This is a genomic window from Prevotella sp. P6B4, from assembly GCF_000619985.1.
Lineage (GTDB): Bacteria > Bacteroidota > Bacteroidia > Bacteroidales > Bacteroidaceae > Prevotella.
The window spans coordinates 99,559-120,585 of the sequence record NZ_JHVE01000009.1 but is presented as its reverse complement, the minus strand read 5'-3'; the positions used below and the strand labels follow the sequence as shown (position 1 = coordinate 120,585).

The following is a 21,027-nucleotide window of genomic DNA, read 5'->3' as shown; positions in this document are numbered from 1 at the left end:
TGATTAATTGATTTTTGCTGATGGAGGTACAGCATCTTCAGCAGCCCCCCACTGTTTGTTAGGATGCGCACCCATCTGCAGTTCGAGCACCCCACCCTGCATCAGCTGCTGGTGACTGAGCCAGGGCTGATTCCAAGGTTGGCCATTAAACGTGGCACTCTGGATATACTTATTCTGAGCCGAAGCCCCATGGGCGCGCACCTCGAAAGTACGACCATTTGACAACGTAAGCACAGCCGAGGGGAAGAGCGGCGAACCGATGTTGTAGACAGGCAGACCTGGAGTGACGGGATAGAGACCTACAGACGAGAACACCACAAAAGCCGACATGCCCGATCCGTCCTCGTCGCCAGGAACACCCATCAGGTCATTACGAAACCAGGTACGGAGACACTGGCGAATACGTTTCTGAGTCATCCAAGGCTGACCGGCATAATTATACAGATAGGGTATATGGAACGAAGGTTCGTTGGCCATCGAGAACTGACCAATATTGCCTGTATGATCGGGCATCATGGCATAGAACTCGCATTTACTTTTGCCTAACGGCTCGGCGAAAGTCTGGTTCAGATTGGCGACAAACTGTTGGCGCCCACCCATCAACAGAATCAGATCAGCAATATTATGAGGCACATCCCAACGATATATCCAACCATTGTTCTCATCATAATACTGACGGGCTCCAATACCGCCATCGTATCGATAGTCAAGAGGGGTAATGAATTCACCCTCCTTGTTCTTCGGATGAAAGAAACCTGTTTCTGCATTAAACAGATGACGATAGTTCAGACTCTGACGAGCATACTTTTCAGACAATTGCAACCACTGCTGGCGCTCCTTCTTCTTGGCTGTTGCACTTATATGCTTCGCAATCTCTGAGAGTGCGAACGCATCATAACTGGTACCTAAGGTGACAGCCACTGGCTGACGTTTCTCCCAACCATTCACATTGGGGTCGTTCTCCTTCTCGCCTGGATTCAGAGCGGGGATATAGCCATGAGCCTGATAGAACTGATCAATCCAGCCCGCTTTTGCCCCCGACCATGGCGCCAAGGTTTTTTCCTCCATGGCCTTCTGGGAATAACGGAAAGCCTTCTGCGCATCGACTCTTAAGCCTTTGGCCAAAGCATCGGCCAGTGCGGGAACACCATGATTAGAATTCATGCGACGTGAGTCGCCATTCAACTCCGGGAACGTAGGCAACCATCCGTTGCCCATCTGTTCGGCCATCAGAAGATAGGAATTCAGGATGTTTTCTTCGACAGACTGATCCATTAGCGTACGCAAAGGATGGGCAGCCCGATAAGTATCCCATATCCAATCGTCATTATAGAACGGCGTGCCACCATCGTCATGCACCTGTCCATCGAAGGGACTCCAATAACGCCCATCCTCGCTCATACATACAGGACGTTCGAAGGTGCGATAATAAGCGGTATAGAAGACTGTCAGATCATTATCAGAAGTCCCTTTCACCTGTATACGTCCAAGGGCATCGTTCCATGACTGACGACCTGCAGTGGCCAAACTATCGATATCGAAGCCAGACTGTTCGCGATACAGGTTGGCCTTGGCCTGTGCTTCGCTGATAAAAGAGATGCCGTAACGCAGATGTACTTTCTGAGTTAACAGAGGATAACGGAACCCCACACCACTGGTACTACCTTCTGAAGAGAGTGTGACGGTCTGCGTGGGCTGCTCAAGTGACTCCATATAAATATAGACCTTGGTATCGTTGCTAACTGAACCATCTACGCGCTGCCAGCCATGTATGACACGACCAGAAGCCGTGAGCTGACCATCGTCGGTAGCAAGAACCACACTGGGTGCAATGCCATCATCATAGCTCACCTCGTAGATAGCCGACTGATGACTAACGGCAAAGCGAGCAGACATCTGGTCGTCGAGTTCAATGGCGAATTCATAAGGACGAATTATCTCATTATCGTAAGTATATTGTTTCTTTAGCGCCAACTGGCTACCTGTCTGTGGCAGCAGACTGAAGGCTGAACGTTCACGATGGTTGGTCACAATGATAGGCAAGCCAGATACATATTCCGAGGTATAGTCGGCACGCAGAGGATAGACCCTCAACATACTATTGGGCAATTGTACCGTGGGGAACGTAGGTACCAACAGATGGCTGATATTACCGATGTAGGGGTTTACATAGTCGACAGGCTCCTTGACTTGGCGTTTCAGTCGCTGGGCAGCCTGTCCTGCCAGTCGTAGGTAATGATCGTTGCCGATACCATCCTCCAAAGGTACGAACATAGAGCCAGGCTGTCCTACAGGTACACGCCGAGCTATCTTATAGATGGCCGTACCCTCATCTATCTCGTCGAACATTGCGATGTAAATCATCTCTGCACCACTATTGATGGCATGATCGAGTTGCATCTGAAAGAAACGTCCACGGTTACGAGGTATCTCAACGGCCGGCTTATGGGGATAGTGCATGTTATGCCACGAGAAGCCTGGATAACAAAGCGGGGCATAATCTACACCATGCGCCTTAGCCCAGGCGATATCATCGATGATATGCTGACGATATCTGGTATCAAAGACGCGTTCATCGTAGCGACCAACAAACCACGGCATCACGATATCGCACTGCTGAATCAACTCGTGCAGACGGGCATCGCCCTCGGTATCCTCATAAAGGCGTCTCCAATGGGTGGGTACACCCAGCATGACACTGAAGCCCTGAGCCTTCAGACCACTGATGATGGTTTGAGCCTCATCCAAGCCGTAGCGGCGATGGTCGTTGAAGCCCACGCCCCAAACGGCCACCAATGGGCGACCATTGTGATAGAGATAAGAGGGGTTTTTCTGGTGTTCCTTCAACGCATGGATTGCAGACAGTTCCTTGATATCATTCAACAGCAACTGTTCTTCACCAGGATTCATACCACTCAGATCATACATCACGCAAATGGCACGTTCGTACTTATTGGCAGCCGCCATGGCCGAGGTCAACACGCGATTGAAATGCTGTTTACCACTGGAGGTACGAATCTCGGCCACAAAGCGTTGCATAAATACACCATCGAGCCCATACGTCTGCATCCAATGGAAATGCGTATCAACCGACGAGGCATCGTAAGGCGAATAGACCTGGGCCACACTGCCATCATCGAACTTAAACGGGGTGGGATATGTTTTTTCATACTCTGACACATCGGGCCAGAAATCGACATTCGTTGAACCTGGCTGAAAACCATTGCGTCCTTGATAGTGATGCCAGCCACGGTTAGCGCCGTCACCAGGGGTGTTCTGCCACCCCTGGTATCCGGCCATGACTAAACCACGATAAGAGTTGTACATCTTACCGCCCGTGTACGCTGCTGCTCCCGCAGGAGAGACACAGAATAACATCAGAAAAACTACAAAACTAACTAACATATAACTATCTCTAACTTATACATTCATCAATGTTGTTTAACAAGTTTAATGGTTCCATTATCATTATACGACAAGCGGTCGACACAGATGGAACGGAGGTTACCATGGTTTGACAGTGCCTGATTATGATAGAACAAGAACCACTCGCCCTTATATTCGACGATGGAACCATGGGTAGTATCGCACCCTGTAGGCAATAGCAGGATGCCCTTATAATCCCATGGACCAAGCGGCGATTTGCTCATGGCATAGTGCATGCGGTTGGCACCACGACCATTCTCTGTATGGTTGTCGGCATACGACAGGTAATACCAATCGCCACGCTTATGCACCCATGTGGCCTCGTGGAAATCCTGCAACCCCTTCATTTCCTGGAGAGGCTCGGCCAACTCTACCATATTGTCCTTCATCTTTGCGCCCAGGCAACGGCCGCCACCACCATAGTAGAAATAGGGTGTACCATCGGTATCGACAAACACACAAGGGTCGATCATGGCGAAATGGTCGGTAATCTCCTTGATATAACCTACTGGCTGGAAGCCTGAATCTGGTTTGTCGCTCACAGCGATGCCTACTTGCCATGTATCATTCCAATCACTACCACTGGGATGCGGGAAGTAGAAATAGTATTTACCATTCTTATAGGCGCAATCAGGTGCCCACATAAAGCCACCCTCCGGACGCCCCCACTCCACCTGCGATGAGTTGAGAATTTCGCCATGGTCCTTCCAGTTGACCATATCATCAGTGGAGAACACATGGTACTGGTCCATGAGATCGCAACCACGGGGTGGGTCAACATCGTGTGAAGGATAGACGTACAGTCGGCCGTCCTTCCATACATGAGCAGAGGGGTCGGCTGTATAGATATGAGTCACGAATGGATTGGCAGGCAATTCGCCAATCTTTGTTTCTTTTGATTCACGCGAAGAACTGCAAGCAAGCAGACTGATACTCATACTTGCTGCCATCAGAATTGTTGTTGTCTTGAATAACTTCATAACTGTTGTATTATCGTAAAGGAATATCTTTTGTCATCTTGGTCTGACCGTTCAGCATCTTACGACCTTCGCCTGTCAACCAGAGATAGTGATCAGTAGGCTTATCATCATCGATACCTTGGAACCTGATATCCAACGAACTGGCCAGCTCGCTCCACTGGATAGAAGAGCCTGTGCGCTGAGTGGACGACATAGAATAGCTACCGCCGGTGGTATAGTTGACATAATAGTCCTGACTGGCTACATTGCTAGGCACCTTGCTCACATTCAGCTGCTTGAAGATGGCTGTGCCCTCGTCCATCTCATCGAACATACCAACATAGATAGCCTGCGCACCATTTTTGATGTCGTAATAAAACTGGTTCCAGTAGAACTGCCCCCCAAAACGGAAACCGGTATTGGTATGATCCGGATTAGCCTTGCCATTGTTGGGATGCATATTGCGATCGCTGCCACCTGGGAAGATATGCTCAGCATAAACCACACGATGAGAGGCTGTGGAATAGGTCTTGGCAGTGGCAATATCCTGTTTAATACGCGTCTGCCAATCAGCATTGGTAAAATTATCGTGCCCATAACGCCCCACATACCAAGGAATAAAAGCATCGCACTCTTTGATGAGTTTGATGAGTTCGGTATGTTCAGAGCCACTAACACAATCGTTGCCACCCTGTCGCCAGTAGCCAGGACATCCCAGCATGATACTCCAACCCTGAGCCTTAAGCTGTTCAACGTAGGTTCTCAAGAACGATGGTTTGGGATGGTTGTTATCATTGAAGCCAGCGCCCCAAAGAGCCAGCATGGGCTTACCATTCTCATACAGATAGTATTTCTGTTTGGAACGATCAGACAGACTATATTCATTCATTAGTTTTTGTGCATCGTCAACCATGATTCGCATATTGGCATCGGTAGTGATTCCACTCATATCGTACATCACGGCGATGGCTCTCTGGTACTCGTTAGAGGCAGTCATAGCATGACTGAGAACAACATCGAAATGATCCTTATGACGAGCATCCATAATCTCACCTACAAAACGCTGCATGAAGGCACCATCAATGTTATACTGTTTCATCCACTTGAAATGGGTCATCACCGTCTGTTGGTCGTACGAACTGAACACTGTAGCATGACTGCCATCAGGCAGTATAAAAGGAGAACTGTAGCCCGTCTCATCGCCATCACCAACCACATACTTATGCTCGTATTCCGACATATCTGGCCAGAAATCGATGCTGTTACGCAGTACGCCTGGACGGAACTGCTCACTCTCGCGATAATGATACCACCCTTCGTTGGCTGCCACGGTGGTGAGAGGCGAGCCATCGCCCGGTGTACCAAACCACCCCTGATAACCACACATCACCAAACCCATGTAGGTATCAAACGGCTCACCGTCCTGATGGATCTTGAAATCATCGCCCAGACTGTTATATTCAGACATTGCATCCGGTGTATCGGAATTCACAGGTTTTTCCGGTTGTACTGCAGGCGGAATATAATCATCGTTACCACCGCCACCGCAAGCCATGATGGTGAGGCCAGTAAAGGCCCCAACCATCATTGCAACAACTAACTTTCTTTTACTTAACATCATTTACTGTGGGATTTCAATCGATTTGACTTCAGAGTAATTCCAGTGGTTATACTGGTCGTTCATGTTGACCCCCATACGAACCCAGTACTTGTATCCACGCTTAACAGGTAGGCGGAAAGTATAAGTCAAGTTGCCCTCGCCAGTATCCATGTTGCCAATGGTACTCCAACCTTTTCTCACGTTTACTCGCCATTGATCACTATAGTAGTAACTCATGCACATGGAAGCGCCACAGGTCTCGACATTGCTCACGAAAGGACGTATTTCGCGTACTTGTGGCATATCTATACCATTATAGCCCTTAGGATAGGGAGCAAACAAGCGTCCGCTTACCACCAGCGTATCGTAAGTGGCCTCAGGATACAACTCAAGCTCTGCAGAGAAATCCTTCACCTTGATATAAGGCGTTACCACAAAGTCCTGAGTGGCATTATTCGTATTACCAATCTGTACCCCACGGATAGTATCAATAGGGAACCAAGGACCATCGACAGGACACATATCGTAAGTACCTGCAAAGAGTTTATTGTTGACATACGTACCATCAGACTTGATATGAAGGCCCTGTTCAGCTGGATTGGTACTGAAACTCTTTTCCCAGATTTTGATATGATTATCGCCCACACAGCCCTCATAGGGCTGTCCTGTTGTAGAGTCGATAATACTACCTCTGACAGAAGCTGCCGGCTCATCGAAGTTATCAATCTCCATACACGACACCAAGCCCAGCAGAGTCATACCACATATCAGATTAAAATATCCTTTTTTCATATTCTTCTATCTTTTTTATTTAGAATCCATCATTTCGGATCAGCAAATCATTCTTATTAATCTCATCGTCACCAATCTGCTTATAGTACTGCGAGGAGTAGAACGTGCGACGATAAGAGTTGAACGAAGGCTCATCGGGCAGGAAAATATACTTATCCTCATCCAACACATAATAGCAAGACAGACAGTGAGCAATCGTGCTTTGGAACAGATCGTGGTATACTCTCCAACGACGCAGATCCCAGTAGTGTTGATTCTCGAAGCACAGCTCGCGAACGCGCTCATCACGAATATACTGAAGATTCTCATCAACGTTATAGGAATAAGGATACTGCTCGGCATTCATCTCATTGACGTTTTGAGCATCAGCCTTATAGACATAAGGACGAGCGCCAGCACGAGCATGCAACTCGTTAATATGGGCAACAGCCTCCTGTTTCAGACTTTCATCGCCACGCAGCTGTCCAAGTTCATAGGCAGCCTCAGCCCAGTTACATAGCACTTCGCCATAACGGAACACTTTCCAGTTGGTAGAACTCTGATGCAGTTCCTTACCTCGACCGGTGGTGGTGCCTACATATTTACGCACACCAATACCCATGTAGTTCCACCCCTCATCGCCATGATTGGTAACCATACCATAACGACCATTTACACGGATGCCATTCAGCATATCGTTATCGCCACCAATAACACGGTTCTCGTTGGTGAAGTCGTTACTGCCGCCATAAGGACATCCATCAGCCTGCGTATGACTACCATAGGTCTTGAAAATACCTGCACGGAAATCCATCTTCTCGCCAGACACAGGTTCTGTCATACCTGAGAAGAAGAAGGTGGCACGAGCACGCCCTTCCATCTCATCAGTATCCCACAACTCAGAAGGGTCATTAAAGCGAATGGGCTTGCCATCTTCGTCGGCAATAGCCGGCATCTGAAACAGCTTTGCCGATTCCCAGCACCCCTGCAATGCGCAGCCTACACTCGATGACAAGCCTGTGCCCAAAGGCAATACCATAGCATCCCAACCATGGAACAAGCCTGTATTACGATTACCACCAGCCTCGAGTGTCGTTACATTGCCAAATCGTTTCATAAAGATATCCTCCTCAGTATCATTGACCATGGTTTCAACAAAAGCAGTCTCGCCATCACCAGCCAGATGGAGTTTAAAGCCTGCATCATGTAGGAACTTACAAGCATCATATGCATACTGATAGAACTCCTCGGCATGCTCTTGAGGGATAATCATCAAGCCCGCATTGACTGCAGGACCAGTGGTTCCTACCGTCCAACCGTAGTTGGCACTTGAAGCCGCATAGAGCATGACACGCGACATCAGAGCTGCTGCAGCATATGCTGTTCCACGGGTGGTTCGTTTCTTATCCGTACTGCCATGATTCATAGCATACTTCAAGTCGTTATAGATAAACTTGTAGGTATCATACTCTGTGCTACGAGCGACCTTCAATGTGTCAGGAGCAGCTTTGGGATCCTGTGGTGTATCAATCAAGGGTACACCACCAAAACGCTTAACCAAACCGAAATAGTAGAAGGCGCGAATAAAGTAACCTTCAGACATCAGCGCCTCATAATCGGACTCAGTATAGTTCTCTTTGTATTTAGGGAACTCTGTCAGGAAAGTGTTGATATAACGGATTTCTCCATAGGGCCAGTAATAGCCGGCATCCATGTTTTCTCCACGACCATTGCCTTCCAGACAGACTGATGAAGGACTGTTTTTCTGACCTTCCCAAGCATTACCTTCTTTCTTATACCCTTCGCCTTGATAGTAATTGAAATCCTCTATCGGTAATGTATTATAAACACGTGCGAAATATTGCTGCACTCCCACCTCCGATTTAAAGAGCAGGTTCTCGGCCAAGATACCTTTAGGTTCCAAGTCCAAGTCGTTACAGGCGATCGTTAACGTGCTTATGAATGCTGTAAATATTAAATACTTAATCGTCTTCATATTCTTTTCTTTCTTTAATTAGAACTTAAGCGTAGCACCAACATTAAACGAGCGGTTCACAGGATAATTATAGAAAAGTATACTGCTCTCAGTACCATTATTAGCTCCACCCTGATGGCCAGGACGCTCTGGGTCCATATTCTTAATACCAGTTATTGTCAACAGGTTGTAGGCATTGACATAGACACGCAGGTCTTTCACACCAACTCTTCCTAACCATTTCTTTGGCAAAGAATAGCCCAGTTCCAAGGTCTTCAATCGAATGTAAGACGTATTCTGAATACCTGTTGTACCAATATTAAAGCTATGACCTGTTGCTGGATAATAGCCCGACACCCATTCTGTATGAGGATTCCAGGGGTCGTCAGTCAGTTTCTTGGTATGCCAGCGATCAAGATAGATATCAAGAGCAGCACCGCCATTGAACGGACAAACCTCAGTAAACACCTCATCGTACAGATTATAGATACCTGCCGAACCCTGCCAGTTCATAGAAAGGTCGATACCACGCCAGTCGGCTGACAAAGAGATGCCGTAGTTGAATACTGGCAGATTGAAGGTGGCAACAGGATGATTATCATTTCCATCAACGACACCATCGCCATTCCAGTCTTTATACCAATAATCGCCAGGAAGTGTGCCTGTGCCATAGTTGGTACCAATAGTTGAATGGTGCTGGATTTCCTCATAGTTACTGAAACGACCACCTTCTTCGATACTGAACCAAATATCCATGTTACGACCACTACGGTTTACATCGTACCAGTTACTCATTGAGTTACTACCCTGATTGTTGTTACGTTTATCCCAACGGTTCTTGGCTGCGGAGATCTGGCCCATGACCTGATAGCCCAACTCGCCAATGCGATTTCGATGATAGAGACTGATTTCCCAACCGAAAGTCATATCACTATTCATATTTTCCAACGGCAGATCAGCACCTACAGTACCGGGGATAGTACGGTTTGAGCGATCGAGAAGTCCGCTACGCTGACGCTTGAACACTTCGAACGTACCACCAAGGAGTCCGTTCCATAGTTCGAAATCAATACCTGCATTGTAAAGCTTTGACTTATACCATGTCAGATCAGGATTAGGGATAGCAGTAGGCGTGACACCTGTTGTCAGAGTTCCCTCAGTATAATACCAACCATAATCGTTATTCAGGTTGTATCCAACAACAGTTGGAGGATAAGTACCGGCAGCACCATCATCTCCCATCTCACCATACGACAAGCGGAATTTTAAGTTAGACAGGAATGGTATCAGCTTTTTAACGAAGCCTTCCTCACTGGCGCGCCAACCTACAAGCACAGAGGGGAAGAACCCCCAGCGTGCGCCATCAGCCCAGCGAGAAGAGGCATCCTCACGGAATGCCAACTCTGCCAGATACTTTCCCTGATAATCGTAATTCAGACGGCCCACCCAAGCCTTACGGGTGATATCGCCAATACCAGAGCTTGAGCCTGCCATACCATCTGTATCACCAGCAAAGAGGTACTCGGTCGATAATAGCATGTTACGCTGTGCAGAGAAATTGTCCCATGTGTTATACTGCTCTTCATAAAGTAGCAAGGCGCTGATCTTGTGATCACCAAAGGTACGATCGTAATTCAGCGACAGCTGGAGATCAGTAGCATGACTGGGATCAGTCCAACGGCGCACATACGACTTACCTGAATTCTGAGGCAGAGAAACCAAGTTTCCTGGCTCATCTATGCCCTTGGCTGAATCGTTAAGACGATAAAGGTTATATTCCTTCTGGTAGTTATGGTTATCAGTGGTATAATAATCATAGCTATAGAATGCCTTGGCACTCAGACCTTTTACATACTTGAAGTCGTACTGTAACGTCAAGCCACCATTAAAATTATAACGACGCTCACGTCGGAAACCTGAGTAATCTGAATCAATTTCCGTAACAGGATTAGACTCTTCTGTAAAGTCAGGGTCCTTAGAAGGATAATCCGTGTTGCCGTTCAAATATGGTGAAGCAGTAGGACGATAGGTCCATGCTTTTTTATAAACGCTCCAAATATCCGTATAAGGCTGATTCTTCTCGTCCTTATAGCCACTGAGTGAAACTGTGGCTTTAAGACGATCAGTAATTCTTGCATCGACATTCGAACGGAAGTTCCAACGGTTATAATTCATCGAGTGACTCTTATAACTACCCATCTGCTTCATATAGCCGACATTGAAGAAATAGTCGATTTTCTGCGAGCTACCATTCAATGACACATTGTACTGTTCCTGAGGTGAAGTATTATCAAACATTTCCTTAGTCCAGTTAGTACCGGTGATACCATGCGAGGTATAGTAGAACATGTCCTTATACGATTTCAGACCGTTACCTAAGCGTTGAGGATAGGTATTATTACTGAGGGAATTGTTAACCTTCTCATTGTACAGCATGATATGTTCTGCAGCAGAGGCCGTTTCTGGAAGGTAGAGGAACGACTGCCAACCGTAGTTTGCTGAGAACGTAATATCAAACTTACCATTCTTTGCACCTGTTCCGTGCTTTGTAGTAACCAAAATCACGCCATTTGCAGCACGTACGCCATAGATAGCAGCCGATGCATCCTTCAGGACAGATACATTCTCAATCTCATTAGCATCCATACGTGAGAAATAGGACTGGTCGCGAGGAATGCCATCGACCACAATCAATGGCGTTCCCATACCGCGAATATCAATCTTACTATTAAATTCACCAGGCTGCGCACTGGATTGGGTGATTCGGATACCAGGTATCTTACCAGCGAGCATGTTAACAGTATTCTCGTTCTTGGTGACAGTCATTTCCTTGTTGTTAATGGAAGCGACGGCACCAGTAAGAGTAGCCTTTTTCTGTGTACCATAACCAACTACCACCACATCGTCGAGCAAGTGGCTATCTTCTTGTAACATCACGCTCAAGCTATTCTTTGAAGCGGTAACCTGCGCATCATGATAACCTACAAAAGAGATTTTAAGCTTTTCTTTGGGAGAAGCCAAAATACTGAATTGGCCATTCATGTCAGTGACGGTCGCCCTATTCGAACCATTCACACGTATGGTCGCGCCAATGACAGGTTCACCGTTAGCATCAGTCACAAGGCCCTTCACCTCACGTTGCTGTGCAAAACCTGACAATGCAGCAAGCATACACAATATGACAATAATATATCTTCTCATAAGCAATGGGAGATTAATGATTAACGCGAAGCTGGATCGACAACACCTTCAGCAGCACCACGACGATTAATGAAGAGGAATGCGATACCACCATCACCATCACCGATATAACGCTGACCATAAGCATATTCGAAGGCTGCACGGGCATGGATGCGGAGACCCCATCCAGGATATTGAGCGCCAGTGGTCATCACGCCAGCATCGTTGATATCAATACCAATCAGATCATGCCAGTCGCTATATGGAATCCAGTCCCAGCCACCAATAATCTCACCATTACAGTTACCACCAAACAGCTCTATCAGACCTGCTTCATCCTCTGGTTTTCCTGCGATATTCCGACGGTTAGAAGAAGTGACAGCAGTACCACCAAGATACCAGTAGACGCCCTTAGAATGCTTAGCATACTTCTGTCCCAAATCACCTAATGCCAAACGGGTTCCATCGTGGAAGATGATGTCGCCCTGCTCCTTCAGTTGAACAGAATAATTACCCCATTGTTCGTGCAGGAATGTCTGTGCACCGCCATGCTGCATGGGGACCTGACTATCGTCGCCATCGAATACGGCAGAGAAAGCCTTCTGGATATCCCAACTATTCACGCCTGGAGCCCAATAGCCAGAGCCGTCCTCCGGACAAATTTCCATATGCTCAGAAAGATTGTTGAAACCACCTTTGAAACTGATTTCCTTCAATGGATCATTGAAAATCCAATTAACCTTCATCTTGACCACGCCATCTACCAGAACATTTACCATAAAACCTTCTGGGAAGTCACAACCAGGACGACCAGCCAACGACCATGTGCCATTGGCTGCAAGACTACTCTTCAGAACATCATAGGCCTTACGTGCATTATCATTCATCTGCTTAGAGGCACTTGCAACCTCGAACGTTACACCTTCAGGCAATCCTGTAAAGAACTCCGCCATATTGAAATCATCCACCAGATCGGCAGGAATAGTAGCAGTCCAATACCAGGTATCCGTACCTGCGGTACTCTGTGTTACCTCGCTCTTCTGCGCATCAGAAACAGATGTGGCAAAGCCATAATCCTCAAGAGCCTCGGCTACAAAACTATTACTATTAACCTGAATACGGAAATAATTAGAGATGTAGGTCTTACCATTCTGTGTGATCACAATATTCACAGCATAAGACTTACCTTCCTCGGCAGCTGTTGCCTGAACAGGAATGGTTATCATGTCGCCACTAATACTGGCACCATCGATAACCTTGAACAAGTCGTTGCTACCACGTGTCTTCAGCTCATGTGCTTCCTGTATATCAATATAGGCACCATCAAGTGTAGCAAGCTTAGGACTCATCTGGAACATAATATAGATAGGCTGACCATCATACATTTCCATTCCATCCACATATTGTGGACTATAGATTAACTGGCAAGCCGCTGCAGCTTTAGGAATGACGTACTGAGTACCATTTACAGTAATAATAAAATTGTTCTCGTTTTCAATTACAGTTACCTCAGAACCACTCTTTGCCGGTGGTGTCGTAATCACCTTACCATCGCTCATAGTCAATGTCCAAGAACCATCAGCTGCCTGAGAAGCACTTACGACCGTAGCACCTACAGCCTCATTAAAGTAACCCTCGATAGCTGTAATGCGTGTTTCGAGGTCATCATTGTCTTTACTACAGGATGAGAAACTTGTTCCTGTTAGCACCATTGCTCCAACGAGGAGCGCATTCAAAAACTTTTTTTTCATAATCGATTGCTTTGATTTAGTTAATGGATAAAAGTCGATTTCGCTGGCAAAGGTAGTTATTATGACCAAATGGTGTTCTTTTTAATGGTCGTTATAAATACACCACCCGCATCTGCCGAATACGTCAGAAGTACGTCAAAATACACAAGCTACTGATTATCAAGCAAATGAGTTAATATAATCGATTAGATTCATATCGCGTTCAAGATTGAATTTTTTACGGATTCTATATCGCATTGTCTCAACTCCACGTACAGAAATGTTGAGTAACGGGGCTATTTCCTTCGTAGAAAGATTCATTTTCAGATAAGCACACATCAATCGTTCGCTTCCAGACAGGTCAGGGTGCTTTTGAGAGAGTCGTTGCATAAAGTTATTGTTAACCAAATCAAACTGTTCTTCAAATCGCTTCAGCAACTCATCCCCTTCCATACTCGCTTCAATACTGTTATTGATCATCAACAACTCACGCTTACTTTCTGCCGTATTCGTCTTTGAGAGTTTCACAGCCACAGAACGAATACTCTCTTTTAAGGCAAAGAGTGTCTCATTCTTTCTGGCAACACTAATAATAAGATTAGCTATTTCCTGGTTTTTATGTTTCAATTCAAGATCTATCTTGTCTTTCTCCAACTGATCAATTTCAATCTTCATTTCCTTGGTTTTCTGTTCAACCGCCAAATTTTGCTTTTGCCATACGTAACGACGAGCGTATTGATATATAAATAATCCACCACAACAAAGCAGGAAGATATAGATGAGATTGGCTATCCATGTACGATACCAAGGAGATAAAATAGTAAAAGTAATACTATCAGGATCTGTAAAATGATTACCACTACATGCTCGGACCTCAAAAGTGTAGGTTCCTTCAAGAAGATTACTATATTCTTTTGACGTCGAAGTTGTAGGTTCAGACCACTCACCATCATTCAGTCTATACTGATAAGTAACACCACCATCAACTTGTAATGCAACGGCACGAAAATCAAAACGGACAGAGTTGTTGTCAAAGCTGATAATCGGTGAAGACTTGATATGAGAGAAATTAGCACGATACACTACAGAATCCCTCGGTGCAGTCAGCAGCATTCGGTGAATCAACGTACGCACTGGCGGCACTTTCACATCAGGTTTATACAGGATGAAACCAGCACTACACGGAATTAAATTAATCTGCTTATCGAGTTTAATGATATTACCTGAAGCATCCCACATCTCATATAAATCAGAAGGAACATCTGATAAGGAATCTATCCAAACTTTTCTCACCGTTTTATGACTGATAACCTTCTGATATGAACTATCCAATTGATAGATTTCAGCAAGATTCAGATTCCGGTTATACACAGTAAGCTGTTGTCTCCCCGTTTGTCGGAAATAGCGACATGATTCACTTATTCCCTTTATCCGACCTAACGACCGCCATTGACCATTTATCTTCTCCAAAATACAGATACCACTATACAACCCCACAAACAGTCTGTTGTTTGTTCCATCTTGGGCCACACACGACCATGCACCGATTACATCAGTTATTTTGCTTGCTTTTGTCCCATTAACACAAAAGATGCCCTTGTCATGTAGACAGAATAACTCATCATGATGACTATATAAAAACCAAGCAGGTCCACTGGGACTATCAATTCTATTCATATTAATGTTCTGACCTTCCAAAACATGGTCAAGAGGTGTCATAAATAGTCCACGATCAGTTCCAAGATACAAATTATTCTGAAAAACTTGTGCGCTATAGCCAATACCATACGACATGCCTTTGCCATAAAGATGAAAATAAGGCGCATTAAGAAGGATATAGTCAATACCGTAATCCATACCAGCCCACAAATTACCTGAAGCATCAAAACTTATTGAGAGTACGGTATTATTCTGCAATCCATGCATCTCATTATAATTCTTCACTTCACCCGTGGCAAGATTGATGATAACAACGCCATTATGTATCGTTCCCAATGCTACCAGATCACCATTAATAGCAGCACAACAGATGACACCTTCCTTCAGCAGACGATCGGCAGCTGTTGGAAAAGGCGTAACCGAGCGACCATTATAGTAAAACATTCCATCATTAGAAGTGGTAACAATCATACCTTGTTTATACTTAAACATAGAGTTGATACGCATGTGATCCAGAACAGCTCCTCCAGTTATAGGCAGTAGACGCTCACCAGCCACCATCTTCACACCATGATCAGTAGCCACATAGATAACACCATCTACCAATATAGAGGCAAAAATTTTGTCTTTTGATTCAATCATGAAGGGTTCCCTATGGTGCATGATTAGGATATAATCATCACAACGCAGATAGAGGACGCCGCTTAATTCGTATATCTCCCAAACATTTCCGACCTCACGGAATTTCTTATCAACAGAATCTGATAAACAGTGATACTGCAGAACACCATTTTGACCAACCTCAAAGAAACCGTATTCATTTTCTCCACCAACATACACACGATGCTGTTTAGGAAAAACTGCAACGCCTCTTACTTCTGAACGGTTATTGAGCATATGCCGCTCCCAGCTGACGCCATCAAACGTAAGTAATGCACGTTCATTGGCAAAAAAAGTCCAGTTTTCATAAGAAGCGATACGCCAAGTTGTATGGCCACTACCATAGTCTTCAATACCATAGTGACAAATAAATGGAACACCAGCAGCGGTTCCAACGCACAAAAATGCAAAAAAACAGAAAAGAGTAATAGTACGTAGCATTTTAGTCGGTCATTTAATTTTCGGATGCAAATATACTACTTTATTTTGAATTCAGCACGTATTATATCAAAAAAAGCTGTTTGATATGTCCGAACATAAACAATACACTCCCCCGAAGCATCAATACGCACTACGGCACGCCCATTAGCTGCCTGAATACGACTGGAACCGGTAACCGTTCCCTCGTTCTGATGAAGATATCCATCGCCAACAAGCGAGAATTCAATCCAATCCTTTGAATCCAGGCATGGCACACCATGGGCATCACAGATCTGAGCCGTCAGCAGCCCGTCAGCATAACTCAGTTTGACTTGTGCTGGTGTTCCCCATTTCTCGGTTTGATACGTGCAAATGATTTCGTCGGAAAGTTCGGCTGACACAGCACGGATATGATTGGTACCGGTTGCCAACGGCACATACCAATGAAAGCCCTGTGCAGGATAATCGCTGATTCGACGCTGTTTCTTACCATACGATTTGCCATTCACAAATAGTTCCACCTCAGGCTGATTGGAATAGACCAATATTTCTTTTGCCTCGCCTTCGTTACCCCAACGGATGGGCCAAGAGTGGCCGTAGACATGAAGCATAGGGTTGGCCGACCAATACGACTGAAAAACATAATAGCTCTCCTTGGGTGTACCATCGCGCTGGCAGACGCCCTTCTGATTGACATAAGGAATAGGATTATTAGGACGTAAAGGGGTGCAGAAATCCTTAAAGGTCCAGAAGGCTGAGCCCGTAAGACTATCCATCTGCGCCTGCTCTTTCAAGTGCCAATCGAACAGGCGTACGATATAGCTCTCTGACCAATCGCCATGGCGGTCGCCTGCCTCGATATCGAAGCCACCCTCGGCATGACGCCCAGCATGGCTATCACCTCCCCACTCAGCATGCAGGAAATGGGGGAAACGCTCGATGGCCGACTGCTCCATGGTACGGTAGTCGGCAAAACGTCGGGTGTACCAACCCGCCCAGATGGAAGGCGAATAAACATCAACGATATCCGCACAGAAATCACAACGGCGGATGGTGGTTTTGCGGCCCGGATCAAGTTGGTGGGCCAAGGTGTTCAGCGAGGTCATCAACTGCCTGATACCAACCGTATCGACCTTATCCGAGAAATCGCCAGGCCAGTCGTTCTCATTGCCCAATCCCCAAAGGATTATAGAGGGATGATGACGGTGCTGGGTAATCATATTGGTCAGCATGCGACGAGCCTGCGCCTGATAGCGTTCGCCACCCACGCCACCACGACACCAGGGGATTTCCTCCCACACCAGCAAACCCAACGAATCGCAAAGTTGTAATACGAGGTCGCGCTGCTGGTAATGCCCCAAACGGATAAAGTTGGCCCCCATATCCTTAATCTGTTGCATCTCGCGACGAATTTGCTCATCGGTCATGGCTGCTCCTACCCCAGCATGATCTTCATGACGGTGCGTGCCATTGAGCAGCAAGCGCCGACCATTAAGATAGAACGGCCCGTGCTTCTTGAACTCGAATGAACGAAAGCCGAAACGCTTCTCAATAAGCTGCTTTCCATAACGGATACGAGCCGTATAGAGCTGGGGATGGCCCACATCCCAAAGCGCAGGATGCTTGATGACGATAGGCTTGTGGTTGTCGCCCTTGTAAACACACTTACCATTGGGAGAAAACAACTCCACCAGTAAAGGATACTGAGGAGAGATGGTGACCACGTTGTTACTGACATCGATACAGACATCATCGACGTACGTCTCAGGCATATATAGCAAATTGACAGGGCGGTAGAGTCCGCCATAGAGACAGAAGTCGGACAGATTGGATGGTATCATCTGTACATCACGACTATTATCACAACGAACCACCAATGGCAATGGGCCATTGCCAAACCGTGAGAGATCGACCGTCCAACAGTCGTAGCCGCCCACATGCGATCCGACCAGAACCGTATCAACATACACCTCTGTCTTCTGACCTGCGCCCTCAAATTCCAACAACGTATGACCATTGGGATATGGATTATCTACCTGTAGTGTAGTACGATACCAGCCTACCCCTTGATAGTATTTCACATCGGGATCGACTCCATCCTGCGCATTATAGCAATGCGGCAGATTAACGGTTTTCCAAGAATTCATCAAATCCTGACGAGAGAAATGCCAGTTATCATCTACACAGAGTTTAACCTGTGCAGTAGCTGTAGTAGCTACCACACAGGCGGACAATATCAATTGTAAAACTTGCTTGTACATAACTATAGTTTCCTTATTTTGATTCCAGACAAACAATCGCGCACACCAAACGGTAGCAACAAATAGCCATCGGTATTATCGACAAAGTAACGGCGACGCACAGCGATACCACCGCCACGGGTATCCTGGCGTCCCAGCAGATAGGCACTCGAAGCTTGCGATTTACGGGTATCGACAGATAGGAATTCAATCTCATAGCTCCCAATGGGCACATCGAAACGATAAGCCTGCATTCCCTCACGCATAGTCTGGTAGAGCGGTACATCGGGCGTCAGGAATATCTCCTTCTGCGTTTGAATAGCCTTGCCACCGATATAGCCCCAGCTACCCTCACGATAAGGCTGGTCAGGCAACCAAGTCAGTCCGGAGGCTTCTGATTGAAAATAGCAGTTACTACCTACATTCACAGCAATCTCGTCCGACGGCTGGCGATATTTCACCGTTGCCACATCCTCATGAGTTCCTGTACCTGCCCGCAAGGTGTTGACACCATCAAAGAATGAGACAACAAACACAGCCTGGCAGTTTACCACTTTTTTCCGACCTAACGACTGTCCATTATGTATCAGTTCTATCGTGGGCTGATTAGTATATACCTTGACAGGCATCTTGCGCTCAAACGAACAACGGTCGGGCCAATCACTAACGGCGATATGTACCACAGGGCGTTGAACCCAGTTGGCCTGGAAATAATAATACACATCCTTAGGCTGACGAGCGTTAGTAACCAACCCCTTGTTGTTGATTCGTGGCATCGACTCATCGCGGTTGGCCGAGGCGAAGTCGATAAAATTCCAATATGCCGCCCCACACACATAGGATGTCTGTTCGATGACCGGCAGATAATGTTCAACATAGCGCTGTTGATACGACATCGAAAAATCGAAAGCCACCGAATTTGTTGGGTTATGTAAACGCAGGTCGCTACCAGCCCCATACTCGCTGACGATAATGGGATGGGAAGGCTGCTGGCGATGTTGGCGTTCGAGGAATCGCTCGAAATCAGTCATATCCGAACCATACCATCCCTGATAGAGGTTCCAGCCTACAACCTGAGGAATATCGCTCAACCCCACCTTATTATAATCATTGCTACCATGAAAAGCCATCACGCTGAAACGGGTACTATCTTCTTCGTGCACAACCTGCTCCAACCTTCGAGCCAGCGCGAGTGTTCGTTGGATGGCAGCATCGAGTTGCACACCTTGATAACGGCGTTGTGTCTGAAGCAGAATCTCATTCATGTATCCCCAGAGGATAATAGATATATGACTCTTATGTTGACGAATCATCTCGCGCAACTGGCGCACGCAGTTTGCAGCAAATGTTTCGCCTTCAGGCACAACATCCACCACGGGTATTTCTTCCCAAACCAGCATACCCTCGCGATCGCACAATTCGAGCAAGGCATCATCCTGTGGATAATGTGCCAAGCGCACGAAGTTCACCCCCATCTCCTTCATCAGTCGGAAGTCACGGCGATGCTGGTCGTCATCGAGTGCGATGCCATACGGTTTCTGGTCTTGATGGATACACACTCCATGCAGTTTATAAGGGTTGCCATTCAGCAGAAATCCCTTCTCTGCATCGAATGCATACGAACGGACACCCACTGAGCGCTGCTGGCGATCGTATTCCGTCTTACCGTTCTTACTCTGCAGTAGCGTGACAACTTTATATAGATATGGTGATTCGGGCGACCAGAGATGCGGTTGTTTGGGTAAAGGCAGAACCTGACGTGTGGTAGCACTAGCACGACAATGAGCCTGAGCTATGACATGCCCTTCGGCATCCTGCAACACACTAACCACCTGGCAGCCATCGGGGGCAGAAACTTTACAATCAACAGTGACCTGATGAAGATTGGCTGTGACACTCACTCCATCAACCACATCAAAATGCTGTGGTGTCTTCTCTATCAGCCATACATCGCGATAGATACCACCCATGAAAGTAAAGTCGGCCGAAACAGGCGTTATCGTCTCATCAGCATTCGACACTTTTACTTGCAAGGTATTACTTCCTTCTCGTAAATATGGGGTTAGGTTAAATGCAAAAGCGGTATAGCCACCAACATGCTGGCCAATGGCCTGCCCGTTAACCAACACATCAGCACGTTTGAAGGCAGCATCGAACTTCAGCCACGTCTGACGACCAGCCGGGTGCCACACGAAGGAGCGCTCATAAGTAAAACATCCCTGACGATAATCCTTCACTGTATAAGCATCGGTATTCCAGGTATGCGGTAGCTTTATCCTCTGTCCTTCAAACGTCCAACCATCATTGATGGTCTGAGTCAGATGCCCCTCACCCATCACAGGCTGTGCATCTGACCGACCAATCAATGAAACAAATAATAATAACAAATATAACCTAACTAACATAA

The 21,027-nt window shown here is 46.4% G+C and carries 10 protein-coding genes; all 10 read right to left on the bottom strand.

Annotated elements, in window-relative coordinates; all coding sequences use genetic code 11:
- Window positions 1-3: 3 nt before the first annotated feature.
- Window positions 4-2,274: a GH92 family glycosyl hydrolase gene (locus T491_RS0107730; protein WP_051523042.1), complete on the bottom strand. Its 2,271-nt coding sequence runs from the start codon at window positions 2,272-2,274 to the stop codon at window positions 4-6.
- A gap of 1,157 nt (window positions 2,275-3,431) precedes the next feature.
- Entirely contained in the window at window positions 3,432-4,376 is a 945-nt protein-coding gene (locus T491_RS0107725; protein ID WP_369699750.1) for a family 43 glycosylhydrolase, read from the bottom strand.
- Window positions 4,377-4,416: 40 nt separating this feature from the next.
- Window positions 4,417-6,006, bottom strand: coding sequence for a glycoside hydrolase family 71/99-like protein (locus T491_RS0107720; protein ID WP_036915655.1), 1,590 nt, complete (start codon window positions 6,004-6,006; stop codon window positions 4,417-4,419).
- Window positions 6,007-6,777: a DUF3823 domain-containing protein gene (locus T491_RS0107715; protein WP_028903386.1), complete on the bottom strand. Its 771-nt coding sequence runs from the start codon at window positions 6,775-6,777 to the stop codon at window positions 6,007-6,009.
- 19 nt (window positions 6,778-6,796) lie between these two features.
- Window positions 6,797-8,752, bottom strand: coding sequence for a RagB/SusD family nutrient uptake outer membrane protein (locus T491_RS0107710; RefSeq protein WP_028903385.1), 1,956 nt, complete (start codon window positions 8,750-8,752; stop codon window positions 6,797-6,799).
- A gap of 18 nt (window positions 8,753-8,770) precedes the next feature.
- Window positions 8,771-11,932: a TonB-dependent receptor gene (locus tag T491_RS0107705; RefSeq protein WP_051523034.1), complete on the bottom strand. Its 3,162-nt coding sequence runs from the start codon at window positions 11,930-11,932 to the stop codon at window positions 8,771-8,773.
- Window positions 11,933-11,952: 20 nt separating this feature from the next.
- A complete protein-coding gene (locus T491_RS0107700) occupies window positions 11,953-13,662 on the bottom strand; it encodes a hypothetical protein (protein ID WP_155950073.1) in 1,710 nt (569 codons plus the stop codon).
- 159 nt (window positions 13,663-13,821) lie between these two features.
- The gene (locus T491_RS15990) at window positions 13,822-16,401 is read right to left on the bottom strand and encodes a triple tyrosine motif-containing protein (protein WP_051523033.1); all 2,580 of its coding nucleotides are present in this window, start codon (window positions 16,399-16,401) and stop codon (window positions 13,822-13,824) included.
- A 35-nt stretch (window positions 16,402-16,436) separates the two neighbouring features.
- On the bottom strand, window positions 16,437-18,641 hold the full coding sequence (locus T491_RS15985) for a glycoside hydrolase family 2 TIM barrel-domain containing protein (RefSeq protein WP_036915651.1): 2,205 nt from the start codon (window positions 18,639-18,641) through the stop codon (window positions 16,437-16,439).
- Window positions 18,642-18,643: 2 nt separating this feature from the next.
- Complete coding sequence (locus tag T491_RS0107685) at window positions 18,644-21,025, bottom strand: glycoside hydrolase family 2 (RefSeq protein WP_028903382.1); 2,382 nt, start codon at window positions 21,023-21,025, stop codon at window positions 18,644-18,646.
- Window positions 21,026-21,027: the final 2 nt, after the last annotated feature.

Bases quoted from the DNA above. Each gene is read 5' to 3' on its own strand.
- T491_RS0107720 (WP_036915655.1), bottom strand. From the start codon at position 6,006: ATGATGTTAAGTAAAAGAAAGTTAGTTGTTGCAATGATGGTTGGGGCC.
- T491_RS0107685 (WP_028903382.1), bottom strand. From the start codon at position 21,025: ATGTTAGTTAGGTTATATTTGTTATTATTATTTGTTTCATTGATTGGT.
- T491_RS15990 (WP_051523033.1), bottom strand. From the start codon at position 16,401: ATGCTACGTACTATTACTCTTTTCTGTTTTTTTGCATTTTTGTGCGTT.
- T491_RS0107710 (WP_028903385.1), bottom strand. From the start codon at position 8,752: ATGAAGACGATTAAGTATTTAATATTTACAGCATTCATAAGCACGTTA.
- T491_RS0107715 (WP_028903386.1), bottom strand. From the start codon at position 6,777: ATGAAAAAAGGATATTTTAATCTGATATGTGGTATGACTCTGCTGGGC.
- T491_RS0107730 (WP_051523042.1), bottom strand. From the start codon at position 2,274: ATGTTCGTACCTTTGGAGGATGGTATCGGCAACGATCATTACCTACGA.
- T491_RS15985 (WP_036915651.1), bottom strand. From the start codon at position 18,641: ATGTACAAGCAAGTTTTACAATTGATATTGTCCGCCTGTGTGGTAGCT.
- T491_RS0107700 (WP_155950073.1), bottom strand. From the start codon at position 13,662: ATGAAAAAAAAGTTTTTGAATGCGCTCCTCGTTGGAGCAATGGTGCTA.
- T491_RS0107725 (WP_369699750.1), bottom strand. From the start codon at position 4,376: ATGGCAGCAAGTATGAGTATCAGTCTGCTTGCTTGCAGTTCTTCGCGT.
- T491_RS0107705 (WP_051523034.1), bottom strand. From the start codon at position 11,932: ATGAGAAGATATATTATTGTCATATTGTGTATGCTTGCTGCATTGTCA.